The 17,660-nt window shown below is 67.3% G+C and carries 18 protein-coding genes; 15 read left to right on the forward strand and 3 right to left on the reverse strand.

The window, feature by feature from the left end:
• Positions 1-936, reverse strand: a complete 936-nt coding sequence (locus tag AC1Q6E_RS26495) for an ornithine cyclodeaminase family protein (RefSeq protein ID WP_492573867.1) — start codon at positions 934-936, stop codon at positions 1-3.
• 26 nt (positions 937-962) lie between these two features.
• Positions 963-1,703: a GntR family transcriptional regulator gene (locus AC1Q6E_RS26500; RefSeq protein WP_152793666.1), complete on the reverse strand. Its 741-nt coding sequence runs from the start codon at positions 1,701-1,703 to the stop codon at positions 963-965.
• Between the two features lie 441 nt (positions 1,704-2,144).
• Between AC1Q6E_RS26500 and AC1Q6E_RS26505 the strand changes: the two genes are divergently transcribed.
• The 6 genes from AC1Q6E_RS26505 (at position 2,145) to AC1Q6E_RS26530 (ending at position 9,050) form a co-directional block, all read left to right on the forward strand.
• Positions 2,145-3,680, forward strand: a complete 1,536-nt coding sequence (locus AC1Q6E_RS26505; protein ID WP_152793715.1) for a hypothetical protein — start codon at positions 2,145-2,147, stop codon at positions 3,678-3,680.
• A gap of 1 nt (position 3,681) precedes the next feature.
• Complete coding sequence (locus tag AC1Q6E_RS26510; protein WP_492573846.1) at positions 3,682-5,151, forward strand: gamma-glutamyltransferase family protein; 1,470 nt, start codon at positions 3,682-3,684, stop codon at positions 5,149-5,151.
• Between the two features lie 106 nt (positions 5,152-5,257).
• A complete protein-coding gene (locus tag AC1Q6E_RS26515) occupies positions 5,258-5,989 on the forward strand; it encodes an iron-containing redox enzyme family protein (protein ID WP_152793716.1) in 732 nt (243 codons plus the stop codon).
• Positions 5,990-6,048: 59 nt separating this feature from the next.
• Entirely contained in the window at positions 6,049-7,506 is a 1,458-nt protein-coding gene (locus tag AC1Q6E_RS26520; RefSeq protein ID WP_492573847.1) for an aldehyde dehydrogenase family protein, read from the forward strand.
• 32 nt (positions 7,507-7,538) lie between these two features.
• Positions 7,539-8,018: a GlcG/HbpS family heme-binding protein gene (locus AC1Q6E_RS26525; protein ID WP_152793718.1), complete on the forward strand. Its 480-nt coding sequence runs from the start codon at positions 7,539-7,541 to the stop codon at positions 8,016-8,018.
• 21 nt (positions 8,019-8,039) lie between these two features.
• Positions 8,040-9,050 carry a 2Fe-2S iron-sulfur cluster-binding protein gene (locus tag AC1Q6E_RS26530; RefSeq protein WP_492573848.1) on the forward strand — a complete coding sequence of 337 codons (1,011 nt, stop codon included), beginning with the start codon at positions 8,040-8,042 and terminating at the stop codon, positions 9,048-9,050.
• A gap of 18 nt (positions 9,051-9,068) precedes the next feature.
• On the opposite strand, the gene AC1Q6E_RS26535 is transcribed toward AC1Q6E_RS26530, so the two are convergent.
• Positions 9,069-9,608, reverse strand: a complete 540-nt coding sequence (locus tag AC1Q6E_RS26535; protein WP_152793720.1) for an adenine phosphoribosyltransferase — start codon at positions 9,606-9,608, stop codon at positions 9,069-9,071.
• A 212-nt stretch (positions 9,609-9,820) separates the two neighbouring features.
• Here AC1Q6E_RS26535 and AC1Q6E_RS26540 point away from each other — a divergent pair, with 212 nt between their 5' ends.
• The 9 genes from AC1Q6E_RS26540 to hprK all read left to right on the forward strand — a co-directional run bounded on the left by AC1Q6E_RS26540 (position 9,821) and on the right by hprK (position 17,566).
• Positions 9,821-10,837 carry a KpsF/GutQ family sugar-phosphate isomerase gene (locus tag AC1Q6E_RS26540; protein WP_152793721.1) on the forward strand — a complete coding sequence of 339 codons (1,017 nt, stop codon included), beginning with the start codon at positions 9,821-9,823 and terminating at the stop codon, positions 10,835-10,837.
• A 4-nt stretch (positions 10,838-10,841) separates the two neighbouring features.
• A complete protein-coding gene (locus tag AC1Q6E_RS26545) occupies positions 10,842-11,450 on the forward strand; it encodes a KdsC family phosphatase (RefSeq protein WP_152793722.1) in 609 nt (202 codons plus the stop codon).
• A 142-nt stretch (positions 11,451-11,592) separates the two neighbouring features.
• A complete protein-coding gene (gene lptC, locus AC1Q6E_RS26550; RefSeq protein WP_492573849.1) occupies positions 11,593-12,210 on the forward strand; it encodes an LPS export ABC transporter periplasmic protein LptC in 618 nt (205 codons plus the stop codon).
• Positions 12,211-12,217: 7 nt separating this feature from the next.
• Positions 12,218-12,826, forward strand: a complete 609-nt coding sequence (gene lptA / locus AC1Q6E_RS26555; protein WP_152793724.1) for a lipopolysaccharide transport periplasmic protein LptA — start codon at positions 12,218-12,220, stop codon at positions 12,824-12,826.
• Positions 12,823-13,632 carry an LPS export ABC transporter ATP-binding protein gene (gene lptB, locus AC1Q6E_RS26560; RefSeq protein WP_152793725.1) on the forward strand — a complete coding sequence of 270 codons (810 nt, stop codon included), beginning with the start codon at positions 12,823-12,825 and terminating at the stop codon, positions 13,630-13,632. The genes lptA and lptB overlap by 4 nt, the downstream gene beginning before the upstream one ends.
• A 9-nt stretch (positions 13,633-13,641) precedes the next feature.
• Entirely contained in the window at positions 13,642-15,117 is a 1,476-nt protein-coding gene (locus tag AC1Q6E_RS26565; RefSeq protein WP_152793726.1) for an RNA polymerase factor sigma-54, read from the forward strand.
• Positions 15,118-15,392: 275 nt separating this feature from the next.
• The gene (gene hpf, locus AC1Q6E_RS26570; protein ID WP_492573850.1) at positions 15,393-15,722 is read left to right on the forward strand and encodes a ribosome hibernation-promoting factor, HPF/YfiA family; all 330 of its coding nucleotides are present in this window, start codon (positions 15,393-15,395) and stop codon (positions 15,720-15,722) included.
• Positions 15,723-16,116: 394 nt separating this feature from the next.
• Entirely contained in the window at positions 16,117-16,593 is a 477-nt protein-coding gene (gene ptsN / locus AC1Q6E_RS26575) for a PTS IIA-like nitrogen regulatory protein PtsN (protein ID WP_152793728.1), read from the forward strand.
• A 40-nt stretch (positions 16,594-16,633) separates the two neighbouring features.
• The gene (gene hprK, locus AC1Q6E_RS26580; RefSeq protein WP_152793729.1) at positions 16,634-17,566 is read left to right on the forward strand and encodes an HPr(Ser) kinase/phosphatase; all 933 of its coding nucleotides are present in this window, start codon (positions 16,634-16,636) and stop codon (positions 17,564-17,566) included.
• The last annotated feature ends 94 nt before the right edge of the window (positions 17,567-17,660 follow it).

The raw sequence follows: 17,660 nt of genomic DNA on the forward strand, positions 1-17,660 counted from the left end.
TCAGGGCAGGTCCCAGCCCTGGCCCTGCGCCACCTGCCGGTAGACATGCCCCGCCAGGGCAATATCCTGCAGACCCACGCCCACGGCCTTGTAGATGAAAAGCCCCCGCGGCGCACCGCCTCGCAAGGAGCCCGGTTCCGCCAGCACCTCGGCGAATTCGCGCGTGCGGGCGGCCAGATCGAGCGTGGGGTCCGCCAGGCGCAGGTCGCCCGCTTCCTCGAGAGACTGGCGCCGCCACTCCACGGCGATCACCTCCGCGCGGGCCAGCGTCGCATCGTCGAGTTCACGCGTATGCGGCAGACTGGATCCGACCGCGGCGATGAAGGTGCCCGGCGCCACGTCCGCGCCGCGAAACAGCGCGGCGGCCGACCGCGATGCCGTCACCACGATATCGGAACTCCGGACGATGGCGTCGGCATCCGCGCGCTCGACCGGCAGGCCGACCTCCTTCGACAAGCCATCCAGCACGGCATCCGGCACCCCCGGATCGCTGACCAGGATCGACCGCAACGGGTAGGCCCCGGCAAACTGGCGGACGTGCTCGCCCCCTTGCGCGCCAAGACCGAACACCCCCAGGCGGCCGGCATCGGGACGCGCCATCCGACGCGCCATCAGCACCGAACTGGCGGCCGTGCGGCGGCGTGTCAGCGCGGCGGCGTCCATGGTCGCCAGCGGCCGGCCGTCCAGGCAGGAAAACAACAGGATCACAAAGGAGAACCGGCCCGCGATCGTCGTATAGACCTTCGCGCCGGCGATGCCCAGATGCGGCACCACCGCCCCCAGGGTGGACAACTTCACGCCTTCGGCCTCGATGCGTTCGCGCTGCTGCATGGCGGCCTGCCCGCGCCCGAACGCGCGAAAGGCCTCTTCGACCACATCTTGCGCCTGCCTGGCGTCGGCCGCGCGCTCGACCATTTCATCGGAAATGTGATGCAGCATGTACGTTCCCCCCGGGAACAGGACTATCTATCGGGGCGTGGATGAGAGGGCCGCCCCCCACCTTCGGCCTTGGCCTCGGCATATGCCTCGGCGGCGTTGTAGACGTGCTGGCTGGCCAGCAGCGACGCGAGCTCGCCATTGCCGCTCAACACGGCCGACAGTATCTGCGCATGTTCGTCCCAGTTCTGCCGGGCCCGGCGGATGTTGCTGGGCGCGAACAGCAGGGCCGTCCGGGCCCGCAGGACGGACAGCATGTCCCGCAGCACCTCGTTGCCCGTGGCGGTGGCCAGCAATTGGTGGAATTGCGAGTTCCGCTCCTGGAAAGCCTCGATCCGTTCCTCGCGGGACGCGAGTTCGCCCTCCCGCAGAAACTCACGCAATTGCGCCAGCGTCTTTTCGTCGCGCTGCTGCGCGGCCAGCTTGGCATTGAGCCCTTCCAGCGCCGCCCGGACCGCGACCATGTCATAAGCCATTTTTTCGGACAGCACCGCCACCGAGGCCCCCCGGCGCGGCTCGACCGTCACCAGGCCCTCGGCCGCCAGCGCGCGCAAGGCCTCGCGCACCGGGATCCGGGACACCCCCATTTCCTCGGACAGACGCCCCTCGACCAGACGGTCGCCGGGCTTGAATTCGCCACTGAGGATGCGGTCGCGCAGACGGTCGCGCACCACGGCGAACAACTGGGGGTGCACTTCACCGAGCTTCGCGGACCCGGACGAGGCGTTCGCGCTCGCCACAGGCGCCTGAAGATAAGAATTGAGCATGGTCTCTGGCTAGGCTTGGTATGAGGCGTGGGATACATGCAAGCACTTGCACATCGGGTTGCGCCAACGTGCGCTGCGACATCCCTTGCATCGGAATATTGTATTACGCAGACCCTCGCACCCCCATCAGGGTTCCTCGCGCCGTCCCCCACCCCCCCATCATTGCCCCATGACGAAAAACATCACGCGGCGGCCTGTTTTTTCATAAAAAATATACTGTATACGAAAAAAGGCGTGAGCAAAAATGTCTTTGACGATGAGGGAAACTCCATCGAAGCGATGCACGGGTTCCGTGGAATACCTCGAAAACACGAGGGATTTCGACATTCCTCCGCGGTTCTCCCTGCGAGTATTCCCCTACATTCAACCCGGCTCAGTCACTTCATAATTTGAAATACTGTATACGATTCTAGACAACCCCCGCCCGAGGAGTGTTTCTACATGGAATCCACCGCAACGCTGACCGTCGCGCACGGGATCTACCTCGCCAGCGTCGCCGTCATCATCTTGACGATGATCCTGCGCGCCAATGTCGTCGTTCCTTCCATCATCGGCACCTTTCTCGTCGTCACCGCCCTGACCAGCAATCCAATCAGCGGATTGATCGGCATTTTTTCGGCCAGTTTCGTGGCGGCCAAGGAGTTGTTCAACATCTTCCTGGTGATCGCCCTGATGACCGCGCTGCTGAACTCCTTGAAAAGCCTGCAGGCCGACATCCGCATGGTGCAACCCTTCAGCCGCGTCATGCGCAGCGGCACCAGCGCCTACATCATCATCGCCACCTGTACCTACGTCCTGTCCCTGTTCTTCTGGCCGACGCCCGCCGTGCCCCTGGTCTCGGCGATCCTGCTGCCAGCCGCGATCGCCGCGGGCCTGCCGCCACTGGCGGGCGCGATGGCCATCGCCATCGCCGGCCAAGGCATGGCGCTGTCGTCCGACTACGTCATCGGCGTGGCCCCCGGCATCAGCGCCAAGGCGGCCGGCGCCGCGGTCAGCGCATCCGTGGTGGCCGATCGCGCCCTGGTCCTGTCGCTGATCACCGGCGGCATCGCCCTGGTCCTGGCCTACATGTTCATCCGCCGGCACATCCAGGCGCCCAACCCCGCGCTGCTGTCGGCCTGGCAGGCCCAGGCCCAGAGCGGCACCCTGGCGCGCATGGAAGAATCCGGCTCCTTCGACAAGGCGGAAATCGCGCGCGCCACCAGTTACGAAGAAGCCCCGCCGGCGCTGGCCGACAATGGCCGGACCACCGACGAGCAACGCCGCATCCATTGGTCCAAGACCTTCGCCATCGTCACCCCGCTGGTGTTCCTGGGGGTGATCGCCGTCATGGTCCTGCCGCGCATCTTCCCCAGCCTGCCCGCCCTGCGCGGCGGCGATGCCGCCGCCCTGGTGGGCGGCGCGGCGGCGGCCCTGACGCTGTTCGTCGCCCTGGCGGCCGAAGGCGGCCGCAAGATGCTCGACATCTACCCGGAACACATCACCGATGGCTTCGTCTTCGCCTTCAAGGCCATGGGCTCGGTGCTGCCCATTGCCGGTTTCTTCTTCGTCGGCGCCAACGAGACGGCCGCGCAGATCCTGGGCGTGCCCCAGGCCCAGGCTCCCGGCTTGCTGTTCGAGATCATCTCCGCCGCCCAGCACCTGATTCCGGACAACCACTTCCTGGTGGCCTTCGGCGTGCTCCTGGTCGGCATGATCACCGGCATCGACGGCTCGGGCTTCGCCGGGCTTCCACTGACCGGCACGCTGTCCGGCGCCCTGGGCCCGGTGGTCGGCATCGATCCCGCCACGCTGGCGGCGGTCGGCCAGATGGGCGCGGTATGGACCGGCGGCGGCACGCTGATCGCCTGGTCCTCCCTGATCGCGGTCGCCGGATTCGCCCGCGTGCCGGTCCTGGACATGGTGCGGGCGCTGCTGATCCCGGTCGTGGCCGGCCTGGTCGTCTCCACCATCGCGTCCATTCTGATCTGGGGTTGACGTGCCGCTTCCCCCCGTCGCCAAGACCGCGCTCGGCCTCCATGCGATGGTCTCCACCGGCCATCCGCTCGCGGCGCGGGCCGCGCTCGACATCCTGCGGCAAGGCGGCAATGCCGTGGACGCGGCGATCGCGGCCGATGCCGTCATGGGCGTGGTCGAACCCATGGCGACGAGTGTGGGCGGCGACCTGCTGGCCATGATCGTTCCGGCCGGCGGCGCGGTCGTCAGCTACAACGGCACGGGGCGCGCCCCCGCGCGCCTGCTGCCCGCGCTGGTCGAGGCCCTGCCCGGCCGGCGCATCCCCGAGCGCCATCCCCTGGCCGTCACCACGCCCGGCGCGGTCCAGGGCTGGCACGACCTGCACCAGCGGCTGGGCCGCGCGCCCTGGTCCGGCCTGTTCCAGAGCGCCATCGCCACCGCGCGTGACGGCTTTGCCGTCACCCCCATCACCGCGCGCGAATGGAAGCTGTTCGCGTCGACGCTCCTGCCCGACGCCACGGCGCGCGAACTGTTCCGCGCCGAGGCGCCGCCCGCCCCGGGCGACCGGTTCCACAATCCCGAGCTGGCGGCACTGCTGGACCGGATCGCGGCGCTCGGACCGGCGGCGTTCTACCAAGGCGCGATCCCCGCCGCCGCCGCCCGGGCCGTCCAGGCGGCCGGCGGCGTCCTGGACGCCGGGGACTTCGGCCATCACAGCGGGCATTTCTGCCCCCCTGTCCACGCCGACTTCCACGGCTATCGGATCCACCAGTGCCCCCCCAACACCCACGGCGTCGCCATTCTCGAAGCCTTGGGCCGGACCGCCCGATCCACGGCGCCGCCCGACAGCGCCCAGGCCACCCTGGAACTGGTCGAGGCCACCGAACAGGCGCTGGCCCAGGCCAGCCGCACGGTGGCCGACCCCGCCGGCAATACGGTATGCACGGTCGTGGTGGACCAGGAGGGCCTGGCGATCACGCTCATGTCCAGCATCTTCAAGCGTTTCGGCTGCGGCATCGCCGTGCCGGGCGGCGGTTTCGTATTGCAGAACCGGGGCTTCGGCTTCGCCACGCCGGGCCACATCAACGGGCCGGCTCCCGGCAAGCGCCCCTACCACACCGTCGTGCCCGGCGCGGTGACGCGCGGGGGACACTTCGAAATGGCCCAGGGCGTCGTCGGCGGACTGATGCAGCCCCAAGGCCAGATCCAGCTGCTGACCCGCATCCTGGCCTGGCGGCAGGATGCGGCCGCCGCCATGTCGGCACCGCGCTGGCGCCTGGAGGCCGGACGCACACTGGCCCTGGAATCCGGCATGGATGAGGCGCTGGCAGCCGCCCTGCGGGAAGCCGGCTACCCGGCGCCCGCCAAGGGCACGGGCGAACTGGCCGGCCGCAGCGACTTCGGCGGCGCCCAACTGGTGCGGCGGCTGCCCGACGGCGGGCTGCAAGGCGTGTCCGACCCACGCAAAGACGGGATTGCCCTGGGGTTCTGATCCTGGTTTTTACCTATTCCACCCGCCCCTAAACGGTATACAGTATATAGAATGGCACGGAAAAGACTGGGCCATCTCGCCAACCATGAAGCCGGAGGAAGAGATCATGGCCACATTGATGAATCGCGACGAATTCCGCAGCGCACTCGAAACCGCCATCAAGGGCAAAAGCGCCAACGCCTCGCCCTTCAGCATCGCCTGGGCGACCGGAAAGCTCAGCCGGGCCCATATGGCCCGCTGGGCCGAAAACCACTACCACTACGTCGGCCCGTTCGCCGACTACCTCGCCTACGTCTACGCCCGCACTCCCGATACGCACACCGAGGCCAAGGATTTCCTCCTGGCCAACATGTACGAGGAAGAAATCGGCGGCGATCGGCATACCGACCTGCTGATCCGCTTCGCCGAAGCCTGCGGCACCACGCGCGAACGGGTCGTGAACCCCGACAACATGTCGCCCACCACGCGTGCGCTGCAAAGCTGGTGCTATGCCATCGCCATGCGCGAGGACCCCATCGTGGCCGTGGCCGGCCTGGTGGTAGGGCTGGAGTCCCAGGTACCCTCGATCTACCGCAAGCAGGCCCCCACCCTGCGCAATGCCTATGGGTTCACCGATGAGGAGATCGAATTCTTCGATCTGCACATCGTCTCGGACGAAATCCACGGCGAACGCGGCTACCAGATCGTGCTCGAACACGCCGACACGCCCGATCTGCAGCAACGCTGCCTGAAGATCTGCGAAGTCGGCGCGCAGATGCGCCTGCTTTACACGACCGCGCTCTACACCGACTACGTCCAGCAGGACCTCCCGCTCGATCAACTGAAGCTGGCCGCCTGAGGCCCGAGACCGGCGGCGCGCCGCGCCGCCTCGCATCCGTTTATCCGCAAAGGCCCGACGTGCACGAACAGACCGCTCAGGAATATCGCAACCACATCGCCGGGCAATGGATTGCCAGCGCGACCGGCCGGACCTTTCCCAACATCAATCCGGCGGATACGAACGACATCGTGGGCCGTTTTGCCGCCTCGGATGCCGGCGACGCGCGCCGGGCCGTGCAAGCGGCGCAGGAGGCCTTCGCCGGATGGCGGGACATGCCCATTTCCCAGCGCGCCCGCATCCTGCTCAAGGCCGCCGACCATCTCGACGCCCACGCCAGCGACTACGCATCGGACATGACGCGCGAGGAAGGCAAGCCGTTGGCCCAGGCCCGCGACGAATTCATCCGGTCGGCGCAGACCCTGAGGTTCTACGCGATAGAGGGCCAATCATTCGGCGGGGAAACCTATCCGGTCGACGACGCCGACATGCTGGTCTACAGCCTGCGCGAACCGCTGGGCGTCGTCACCGTGATCGCACCGTGGAATTTCCCGGTCTCCATCCCCGCGCGCAAGATCGCGCCCGCGCTCATCACGGGCAATACGGTCGTATTCAAGCCTTCGTCGGAATCGCCATTGACGGCCGTGCGGCTGGTCGAATCCTTCATCGCCGCCGGCCTGCCCGCGGGCGTCCTGAACCTCGTGACCGGCAGCGCCGCCGAAGTCGGCCCCACGCTGGTCGAGTCGCCGGAGATCCGCGCCATTTCGTTCACCGGCTCGACCGCGGCCGGACGGCAGATCCACCGCGCGGCGGCGCTGAACACCCGCACCCAGATGGAGCTGGGGGGCAAGAATCCGCTCATCGTGCTTGCCGATGCCGATCTCGACCTGGCCGTCGACCTCGTCATCAAAGGCGGGTTCTCGCTCAGCGGCCAGGCATGCACCGGCACCAGCCGCGTGCTGGTCGACCGTCCGATCCGCGCGGCGTTCAACGAACGCCTGATGCGCCGCACACAGTCATTGAAGATCGGCCCGGGAGCGCAGCCCGGGAATGACCTGGGGCCGTTGGCATCGCGCAAGCAACTCGACTCGGTGCTGTCCTACATCGACATCGGCAAGAAGGAAGCGACCTTGCTGGCCGGCGGCCACCGCCTGAGCGGAGGCCTCTACGACGCGGGCTACTACGTGGCTCCGACGCTCTTCACCGACGTCACGCAGGACATGCGCATCGCCCGCGAGGAAATATTCGGCCCGGTCATCGCCCTGATCGACGTCGACGGCTACGACGATGCCCTGGCGAAAGCCAACGATACCGAGTACGGCCTGGCGGCCGCCCTGGCGACCCGCGATGCCGGGTTGGCCCACCGTTTCGCCCGTGACATCCAGGCCGGCACGGTCAAGATCAACCGGACCACGACCGGCAATCTCATCAACGCGCCTTTCGGCGGGCTCAAGCAATCGAGCACCGCCACCTTCCGCGAGTCCGGCCGCGCCGGCCTGGAGTTCTACACCCAGGTCAAGACCGTTTACCGGGCCTGACGCCGTTTCCCCTCCCTGCCAAGAGCCGTTCCATGAAAAATCTCGTCCGCCTCGAAATCGAAGAAGCCCGCGCCATGGTGCACGCCGCCATCCGCAAATCCCAGGAGATCGGCGTCCTGGAAACCGTCTGCATCGTCGATGAAGGCGGCTATCCGATCGCGCTGGAACGCATGAACGGCGCCCGCATCACCGGTCCGCAGATCGCCTGGAACAAGGCGTTCACCGCCGCCGGCCACAAACGGTCGACCCATCTGTTCACGACCCCGCCCAACGGCCCCGCCTTGCCCGGCAACGAAGCCTTCGGCATCCAGTGGAGCTTCGACGGAAAATTCGCGGTGTTCGTGGGCGGCTTCCCCATCGTGGTCGATGGCGAAGTGGTCGGCGGGGTCGGACTGAGCGGCGGCAACGGCGAACAGGACACCGCGGCCGGCGTGGCCGCGCTGCAAGCCCTGGCCGACCTGCTGGCACCGGCCGGCCACGAAGTGCTGGTGGCCGCCGACATCAAGCGCTGACCCCACGGCCCGGAGGGTTCCATGCCCCGCCATCAAGTCCTGATCGAAGAAACCGGCGCGTGCTTCGGCGTCGACGACGGCGAGTCGGTGCTGGCCGCCGCGCTGCGCGCGGACATCCCCTTCCCGCACGAATGCACCTTCGGCAATTGCGGCTCGTGCCGCTTCAGGCTGTGCCAGGGCGAGGTAGCCTACGACGAACCTCCGCCCGCGCTGAGCGACGAAGAAGCCCGGGCCGGCTATGCCTTGGGCTGCCAGGCGCGCCCCCGTTCGGACCTGCGCATCAGCATCGCGGCCGGCGCGGCCGATTTCCCCCCCTCGCGGGTGTGCGAGGCACGGATCGTGGAAATCGGCGCCTGGAACCCGGACACCACGCGCCTCGTCCTGCAGGCCGACGGCGACCTGCCCTATGTTCCCGGACAGCACCTGGGCATCCTGCTGCCCGATGGACGCACCCGCAACTTCTCCATGGCGGCCCCGCCGTCTGACGGCCGGATCGAGCTGCAGATCCGGCGCATCCCGGGTGGGGCATTCACCGGGCAAGGCCTGGCCGCGCTGCGCCCCGGCGATGTCTTGCGCATCGAGGCGCCCCTGGGCACCTTCTGTTATCACTTCCGCGACTACCGCCCATTGCTGATGGCGGCAACGGGCACGGGCCTGGCGCCCGTCAAGGCCATCGTCGAATCGCTGCTGGACGACGGCGATACGCCGCCCATTCATTTGTATTGGGGCCAGCGCGCCGAATCCGACCTCTACCTGCTCGACACCATCGCCGGCTGGGCTTCGCGCCTGGACGATTTCACGTTCGTACCCGTGCTCTCGCGTCCCGGCCCGGACTGGACAGGACGCAGCGGCTACGTGCAGCACGCGATCGCGGCAGATTTCGACGACCTGTCGGAACACGCCTGCTATCTATGCGGATCGCCCGCGATGATCCTGGACGCCAAACGCACGCTGCTGGAACTGGGGGCATCGGCGGCCCACCTCTATACGGACAGCTTCACATTCCAGCCGGATGCCCTGGCCGCCGCGTAGCGGCCGGGCCGCCACGGCTCACTCGTCGAATTCGCAGACGGTGTAGAGGTTCAGTCCCGAGTTGCGTATCGCCTGCGACCCGCCCAGCCTGGGCAGGTCGATGACGGCGGCCGCCTCGACCACATTGGCGCCCAGCCTCTGCAACAGCTTCATGCCGGCCAGCATGGTGCCGCCGGTGGCGACCAGATCGTCGACCAGCACGACCCGCTGCCCCGGACGCACGGCGTCGGCGTGCATCTCCACCGTTGAACTGCCGTACTCCAGGGCATAGTGTTCGGCGATGGTGTCATAGGGAAGCTTGCCCTTCTTGCGCACGGGCACGAACCCCAGGTTCAGCTCGTGCGCGATCACGCTGCCCACGATGAACCCCCGGGCGTCGATGCCGGCCACCAGGTCCAGGCGCTGGTTCATGTAGCGGTAGACGAACAGCTCGATCAACACGCGGAAGCTGCGGGGGTCCTGCAGCAGCGGCGTGATGTCCCGGAACTGCACGCCGGGCTCGGGCCAGTCGGGCACCGTGCGGATGCGGTCTCGGATGTAGTTCGGATCCAGGAACATGGCGGGCTCGGGCGGGAAGATGTCGGGAGGGACCGGGGCTCGGGCACCCGGCGGCGCAGGACGCCACTGTAACGCAAAGAGCATGAAGCAAGGATCGTGCCCTTGCTACTATACTGGTAGATCGTCGCAATTGAATGACCGTTGCCGCGCGAGGCGACGCGAGGCGCCTTTTTTCGCCGCCCGCCCTCCCGCGGCACCGGCGCGGACCCATCATGCACACCTCAGACCACGGCACGTCCAACGTATACGTTCCCGGCGCCTCCGGCACCGTCGACGTCATAGACTCGGCCCGCAGCACCCTGGCGGTGGAAATCGAAGCACTCCAGGCCCTGTCCAGCCGCCTGGACCGCACGTTCGTGCGCGCGGTCGACATCCTGCTTGCCTGCCCCGGCCGGGTGGTGGTCAGCGGCATCGGCAAGTCCGGGCACATCGCCCGCAAGGTCGCCGCCACCTTTGCCTCGACCGGCACGCCCGCCTTCTTCGTCCACGCGGCCGAGGCCGTGCACGGCGATCTTGGCATGATTACCGCCAACGACGTGCTGGTCACGATTTCGTACTCGGGCACGACATCGGAACTGCTCACCATCGTGCCCGTCGTCAAGCGCCTGGGATCGCCGCTGATCGCGATCACCGGCAACGCGGACTCCGAACTGGCCCAGCTCGCGGACGTGCACCTGGACGCCAGCGTGCCCCAGGAAGCCTGCCCGCTGAACCTCGCGCCCACCGCCAGCACCACGACCGCGCTGGCGCTGGGCGACGCGCTCGCGGTGGCCTGCCTGGAAGCGCGCGGCTTCGGCCCCGAGGATTTCGCCCGGTCCCACCCCGGCGGCGCCCTCGGCCGGCGCCTGCTGACCCATGTCAGCGACGTCATGCGCACCGGCAAGGACCTGCCCGTCGTGCCGATCACGGCGTCGGTCACCGAGGCACTGGTCGAGATCACCCGCAAGAGCATGGGCATGACGGTCGTCGTCGACGGCGACCGCGTGGTCGGGATCTTCACCGACGGCGACCTGCGCCGCCTGATCGAACGCGAAGGCGACATCCGCAACCTGACCGTGATCGCCGGCATGACGCGCAACCCGCTCTATATCGGCCCGAACGCGCTCGCCACCGAGGCGGCCGCGCTGATGGACGACAACCGCAAGAACCAGTTGCTGGTGCTCGACGCCACCGGCCGGCTGGTCGGCGCCCTCCATACCCACGATCTGATGGCAGCAAAGGTGCTCTGAGTCCATGGCGATCCCTCTTCTCCCCCATCCGGCCGAAGCCCTGATCCTGGCCCGCGTGCCGCAAGACGTCCGCGAACGCGCCACCCGGCTGCGGCTGATGATTTTCGACGTCGACGGCGTACTGACCGACGGCCGTCTCTACTACGGCGAACACGGCGAAACCATGAAGCGCTTCCATGCGCTGGACGGTTTCGGACTGCGCATGCTGCACGAAAGCGGCATCGAGGTCGTATTCATGACCGGACGCGATTCGCCCTCCGTATCGCGGCGCGCCGCCGAGCTGGGCATTTCCGAAGTCCAGCAGGGCGTGCGCGACAAGAGCGCGGCCGTGACCGCGCTGGCGCAGCGCTGCAACGTCGAGCTGGACGACGTGGGATTCATGGGCGACGACATCATCGACCTGGCCGCCATGCAGCGCGTGGGCTTCGCCGCCAGCGTGTCCGAGGCGCCGGTCTACGTCACCCAGGCCGCCCACTGGGTGGCCACCCGCCCCGCCGGCGACGGCGCGGCGCGCGAATGCTGCGACCTGATCCTGGCCGCGCAGGGCCGGCTGGGCGGCTACATCACCAGCCGCACCCGCACGACCATCACCGCCGGATCCTCGCCTCAATGAAATCGCCCCCCTACGCGCTCACGCGCGCCCCCCAGGGGGCGATGCGGCTGGACCGGGGGAGCCGGATCCACCGCATCCCGGGTCGGGCGACGCCAGCTCGACGCATGGCGTCGTCGCCGGCTCGCCCCGGCCGGGGAATCCAATGAAGGACCGACTCGCCTCCGGGGTATCGATCGCGCTGCTGGCCGCACTGGTGGCCGGCACGTGGTGGGCGGCCGACTACGCCAAGCGGGCGGTCAAGGAAGATCCCCCGCGCCGGCTGACCCACGAGATCGACTCCTTCGTCGAGCAGTTCGTCATGGTCCGCAGCGACCCGCACGGCATGCCCATGACACGGATGGAAGGCGACCGGCTGGAGCACTATCCGGACGACGACTCGTCGGAAGTCACGCAATTCCGCGCGGTCAGCCAGCGCCCCGAACGGCCGACCATGACGGCCACTTCGCGGCACGCAAGAATGGATCAGGACGGCGCGCGCGTGGTCATGCGCGGCGACGCCCAGTTGAAGCGGCTGCCCAACCAGGGGCGCCCCGAACTCGACATACGCAGCGAGGAAGTCACCCTGCTGCCCGACGAAGATGTCGCCTACACGGACCTGCCCGCCACCGTGGTCAACGGCACCACGCGCATACAGGGACGCGGCATGCGCTATGACAACGTCACGCGCGAACTGAAGGTCAGCGAGCAGACGCGCGTACAGATCGTGCCCGGCAGCACGCGGCCGGCCGCGCCCCCGGCCCGCCGGCCATCCAAAGGATAGAAACACCGTGCCACATCACCGATTCTCCCGATACGCCGCCCAGGCCGTGTTCGCCCTGGCTGCCCTCGCCTGCGGCGGCCAGGCGTTCGCGGCCGCCGCGGACCGCAACCAGCCGACGACCGTCGATGCCGACTCGCTGCGCTACGATGACCTGAAACAGACCAGCATCTTCACCGGCAACGTCGTGCTGACGAAGGGATCGCTGATCCTGCGCGCCGACCAGCTCGAGCTGCGCGAAGACGCCGAGGGCTATCAGTTCGGCGTCGCCACCGCCAACGGCGGCAAGCTGGTCAACGTGCGCCAGCGCCGCGAAGGCTCCGACGAATACGTCGAGGGCGTGGCCGAGCGCGTCGAATACGACGGCCGCGGAGAGCTGATCCATTTCATCTCGAAGGCCGTCGTCAAGCGGCTGGCCTGCGAGCAGATGGTCGACGAGGTGCGCGGCCAGCGTGTCACGTACAACCAGCGCACCGACACCTATACGGCCACCGGCGGGCCGCAAGCCCCCACGTCCAACCAGCGCGTGCGCACCATCATCCAGCCGCGCGGCCAGACCGCCCCGGGCACGCCGGCGGCGGGCTGTGGCGCCCCGGCCCCGGGCAAGGCCGCGCGATGAACGCGCCGCTCATCGAGGCCGGAACGCCGGCCGGCGCGCCGCGCGCCGAGGAATCCACCCAAGGCGAAGGCCGCCTGCGCGCCGAGGGCCTGCGCAAGTCCTACCAGGGACGCACGGTGGTCAAGAACGTGTCGCTGCACGTGGACGGCGGCGAGGTGGTCGGGCTGCTGGGGCCGAACGGCGCGGGCAAGACCACCTGCTTCTACATGATCGTCGGGCTGGTGCCGGCCGATGCCGGCAGCATCGACATCGATCGCGTCTCGGTCACGAGCCTGCCCATCCACAAGCGCGCGCGGCTCGGGCTGTCCTATCTGCCCCAGGACGCCTCCGTCTTCCGCCGGCTCAACGTCGAACAGAACATCCGCGCGGTGCTCGAACTGCAGCGCAATGAACAGGGCTCACCGCTCGGCGCGCAGCAGGTGAACGAGAGCCTGGAATCGCTGCTGGACGAATTGCAGATCGGGCACATCCGCAGCAACGCCGCGATCTCGCTGTCCGGCGGGGAACGCCGCCGCGTCGAGATCGCGCGCGCGCTCGCCACCAATCCCCGCTTCATCCTGCTGGACGAGCCGTTCGCCGGCGTGGACCCCATCGCCGTCATCGAGATCCAGCGCATCGTGCGCTTCCTGAAAGGACGCGGCATAGGCGTGCTCATCACCGACCACAACGTGCGCGAGACGCTCGGCATCTGCGACCGCGCCTACATCATCAGCGACGGCACGGTACTTGCCAGCGGACACCCCGAGGAAATCGTCGGCGACCCGGCAGTACGCCGCGTCTACCTCGGAGAACACTTCCGCATGTAAGCGGTGCCCATGCTCAAACCCGGACTCCAACTTCGTACCTCCCAGCACCTGGCACTGACGCCGGCGCTGCAGCAATCGATCAAGCTGCTGCAATTGTCGACGCTCGAACTCGAACACGAGATCGAGCAGATACTGCAGGAGAATCCGCTGCTCGAACGCGAAGACGACCCCGTGGCGGCCACGATGCGGGTCGATACCGACGGCAGCATGCACACGACCACCCCCGCGGCCCAGGAAGCCGACGGCGAATCCGGCGGCGAGACCGCGGAACCGCCGTCTCCGTCCGACGCCGGCGACATGCCTGATCCGCCCGACATGCCGGAGCTGCACCGGCCTGGCGGCGAGCATGACGACGACACGGCGCCGCAACTGGCCGCGCCCGAGGCGTCGCTGCGCGAGCACCTGCTCGGCCAGCTCGCGCTCACGCAAGCCACGCCACGCGATGCGGCGCTGGTGACGGTACTGGTCGACGAGCTCGACGACAACGGCTATCTCGACATGTCGCTGGAAGAACTCGCCGCGATGCTTCCGCCCGAGTTGGACATCGACGCCGACGAACTGCGTTCCGCGCTGGGGCTGCTCCAGTCCTTCGACCCCACCGGCGTGGGCGCCCGCAACATCTCCGAATGCCTGTGCCTGCAACTGCGCGTGCCGGACCTCGACTGCCTGCCCGAAGCCCGCGATGCCACCGTGCTGGGCCTGGCCCGCGAGATCACCGCGCGGCACCTGCCCTTGCTGGGTGCGCGTGACTACGCCAAGCTGCGCAAGGCGCTGGGCTGCAACGACGACCAGCTGCGCGCCGCGCAGAGCCTGATCCGCCGGCTCGACCCGCGGCCCGGCTCGCGCTATTCGTCGCCCGCCGCGGACTACGTCGTGCCCGACGTGATCGTGCGCAAGGTCGGCAGCCAGTGGCGCGCGATGTTGAACGGCGAAGCCATGCCACGGCTGCGCATCAACCAGATGTACGCGCAGATCCTGAAATCGGAACGCAGCTCGGCGCATCCCGGGCTGTCGTCGCAGTTGCAGGAGGCGCGCTGGCTGATACGCAATGTCCAGCAACGCTTCGACACCATTCTGCGCGTGGCCCAGGCCATCATCGACCGTCAGCAGGGTTTTCTCAACCATGGCGAGGTCGCCATGCGGCCCCTTGTATTACGTGAAATAGCAGATACACTAGGCTTGCATGAGTCGACGATCTCACGCGTCACCACGCAGAAATACATGCTCACCCCGCTGGGGACTTTCGAGTTGAAGTATTTCTTCGGCAGCCACGTCGCCACGGAGACCGGAGGAGCGGCATCGTCCACGGCGATCCGTGCGCTGATCAAGCAACTCATTGGTGCGGAGGATCCTACCCAGCCACTATCCGACAGCCAACTTGCGCAGACGCTGGGGGAGCAGGGTATCGTCGTGGCCCGCCGCACGGTGGCCAAATACCGCGAAGCGCTCAAGATTCCGCCGGTTTCCCTGCGTAAGAACATCTAGTACGGATCGCATCCGCGCGGCCTCGCATGCCGCGTATCCATCACCTAATCGCGATGCTAGGGTTAGACCGTACTTGAAAGCCGTGGATAAAGGCTCATCTTTATAGCAACCGCTGAAAACGCATGTGCCAGCCACTTCGATTGCGTGGCGACATCCGGAACATCGGAGCGACGCAAGCAAAGTGGCACGCTCGTGCCACAGGCGTCCATGCCCTGCGGACATGGACGCGGGCTCCGGGGAAGTCTCCCGGTACATTGCTTCAAGGAGGGCTTTACATGAATCTGAGCATCAGCGGACATCACCTCATCGTGACCCCTGCCATACGTGAGTACGTGCTGAACAAGCTCACGCGGGTGTTGAGGCATTTCGATCACGTCATCGATATCCAGGTGCTGCTTTCCGTGGAAAAGCTGCACCACAGCGCGGAAATCACCATGCATCTCCGAGGCAAGGATGTCCATTGCGAGGCCCAAGAAGAAAATCTATATGCGGCCATCGACACCCTTGTCGACAAAATCGACCGCCAGGTCATCAAGTACAAGGACAAGGTCCAGCGACCTCGGGTCGAGGAAGCCATGAAGAGGGTGCCCCCCCCTTCGCCCTGACGGGCGCCCCCCAGGGGGCGGCACTGGCGGACCGGCGGAGCCGGATCCGCTGTGCCCTGGGGGTAAACATTGGTCGGCGGGGAAAGGAGGCTTTTCCCGCCGTTGTAACGTTTAAAGGATGGGTTCACGTCCAGTTATCCGTGATCGGAATCGAGAAATGCCGCGCTGCGCCATGGTTTTCGGGGGATTGGGTCTTGTCCCGGGTGGGCGCTTCCTTCGTGGAGCGAGGGCATGCGGCGGTACGCGGGAATACGGACGGGTTGTTTGCGGGGCACAAAAGTGCTGCTTTTCGTGACAGATCCGGGCCGCTGGCTATAATCGACGTCCATCTCCAAAAGATGTCGCCCGGTCCATCTATTGTGCGAATTTGTATCGCCCGACTGGCGCATACGCTATGAATCTGATCTCGCGGATACTCCCCCCTTCGAACGTGCTGCTTGATCTGGAAGTCACCAGCAAGAAGCGCGTTTTCGAACAAGTTGGCCTGTTGTTCGAGAACAATCACGGCATCGCCCGCTCGGTGGTGTTCGACAGCCTGTTCGCGCGCGAACGGCTCGGCTCGACCGGCCTGGGACAAGGCGTTGCCGTCCCGCACGGCCGCATCAAGGGGCTGACCGATGCGGTGGCCGCCTTCGTGCGCCTGGCCCAGCCGATCAATTTCGACGCTCCCGATGGCAAGCCCGTGCAGATGCTGGTGTTCCTGCTCGTGCCCGAGCAGGCCACGCAGGTACACCTGGAAATCCTGTCCGAACTGGCGCAGATGCTGTCGAACCGCGCGCTTCGCGAGGCCCTGGTCACCGAACCCTCGGCCAGCGCGATCCACTCGCTGCTGACGCACTGGGAACCGGCCCAGTCCGACGCCGCGGTCTGACCCGGCCGCGGCCCGGTCGGCCGCCTTTTCCGTGTGCCCCATGCTTACTATCGAAAAACTGGTCGACGAGAATACCGACAAGATTTCCTTGAGCTGGCTGGCGGGGCGCTCGAACGCGAATCGCTCGCCGCTGCCCGACACCTGCCTGGCCGCCGCCGATCTGGTCGGCCACCTGAATCTTATCCACCCGTCCCGCATCCAGGTCTTCGGCCACGAAGAGCTGGCTTTCTACGCCCGGCTGGAAGCCCGCCGGCGCGCCCATCACCTGGACGAATTGCTGGCCAGCGGCGTGCCGGCCATCATCATGGCCGACGGCCTGGCCGCCCCGGCCGACCTGCTGGAACACTGCGAGCAGCGCAACGTGCCGCTGCTGGCCTCGCCTCGCTCGGCGGCACAGGTCATCGACCTGCTGCGCATCTACCTGGCCAAGAAACTCGCCCCCGTCACCACCGTGCACGGCGTGTTCATGGACGTGCTCGGCATGGGCGTGCTGATCTCCGGCGAATCGGGCCTGGGCAAGAGTGAACTGGCGCTGGAACTGATCTCCCGCGGCCACGGCCTGGTGGCCGACGACGCGGTGGAGTTCTCGCGCATCGCCCCCAACCTCATCGAGGGCCGCTGCCCGCCGCTGCTGCAGAACATGCTGGAAGTGCGCGGCCTGGGCCTGCTGGACATCCGCGCGATCTTCGGCGAGACCTCGGTGCGCCGGAAGATGACACTCAAGATCATCGTCCATCTCGTCCGCACCACCTCGCCCGAAGCCAATTTCGAGCGCCTGCCCCTCCAGGCCCTGACCCAGGACGTACTGGCCCTGCCCATCCGCAAGGTCGTCCTGCCGGTGGCCGCCGGCCGCAACCTGGCCGTGCTGGTCGAAGCGGCGGTACGCAACGCCATCCTGCAACTGCGCGGCATCGACACCATGACCGAGTTCATGGAACGGCAGATGGACGCCATCCAGAACGGCGAACCCTAGGGGTCCCCCCTACGCCCTTCGGGGGGCGATGCGGGTGGACCGGCGGAGCCGGATCCGCGGCGCCCTGGCAGCCAATAGGCCGACGCGGAGCAGT

It is taken from the genome of Pigmentiphaga sp. MLSB6-MA01 (genome assembly GCF_058793475.1).

Bases quoted from the DNA above. Each gene is read 5' to 3' on its own strand.
- AC1Q6E_RS26500 (WP_152793666.1), bottom strand. From the start codon at position 1,703: ATGCTCAATTCTTATCTTCAGGCGCCTGTGGCGAGCGCGAACGCCTCG.
- AC1Q6E_RS26505 (WP_152793715.1), top strand. From the start codon at position 2,145: ATGGAATCCACCGCAACGCTGACCGTCGCGCACGGGATCTACCTCGCC.
- AC1Q6E_RS26515 (WP_152793716.1), top strand. From the start codon at position 5,258: ATGGCCACATTGATGAATCGCGACGAATTCCGCAGCGCACTCGAAACC.
- AC1Q6E_RS26525 (WP_152793718.1), top strand. From the start codon at position 7,539: ATGAAAAATCTCGTCCGCCTCGAAATCGAAGAAGCCCGCGCCATGGTG.
- AC1Q6E_RS26530 (WP_492573848.1), top strand. From the start codon at position 8,040: ATGCCCCGCCATCAAGTCCTGATCGAAGAAACCGGCGCGTGCTTCGGC.
- AC1Q6E_RS26535 (WP_152793720.1), bottom strand. From the start codon at position 9,608: ATGTTCCTGGATCCGAACTACATCCGAGACCGCATCCGCACGGTGCCC.
- AC1Q6E_RS26540 (WP_152793721.1), top strand. From the start codon at position 9,821: ATGCACACCTCAGACCACGGCACGTCCAACGTATACGTTCCCGGCGCC.
- AC1Q6E_RS26545 (WP_152793722.1), top strand. From the start codon at position 10,842: ATGGCGATCCCTCTTCTCCCCCATCCGGCCGAAGCCCTGATCCTGGCC.
- lptC (WP_492573849.1), top strand. From the start codon at position 11,593: ATGAAGGACCGACTCGCCTCCGGGGTATCGATCGCGCTGCTGGCCGCA.
- lptB (WP_152793725.1), top strand. From the start codon at position 12,823: ATGAACGCGCCGCTCATCGAGGCCGGAACGCCGGCCGGCGCGCCGCGC.
- AC1Q6E_RS26565 (WP_152793726.1), top strand. From the start codon at position 13,642: ATGCTCAAACCCGGACTCCAACTTCGTACCTCCCAGCACCTGGCACTG.
- hpf (WP_492573850.1), top strand. From the start codon at position 15,393: ATGAATCTGAGCATCAGCGGACATCACCTCATCGTGACCCCTGCCATA.
- ptsN (WP_152793728.1), top strand. From the start codon at position 16,117: ATGAATCTGATCTCGCGGATACTCCCCCCTTCGAACGTGCTGCTTGAT.
- hprK (WP_152793729.1), top strand. From the start codon at position 16,634: ATGCTTACTATCGAAAAACTGGTCGACGAGAATACCGACAAGATTTCC.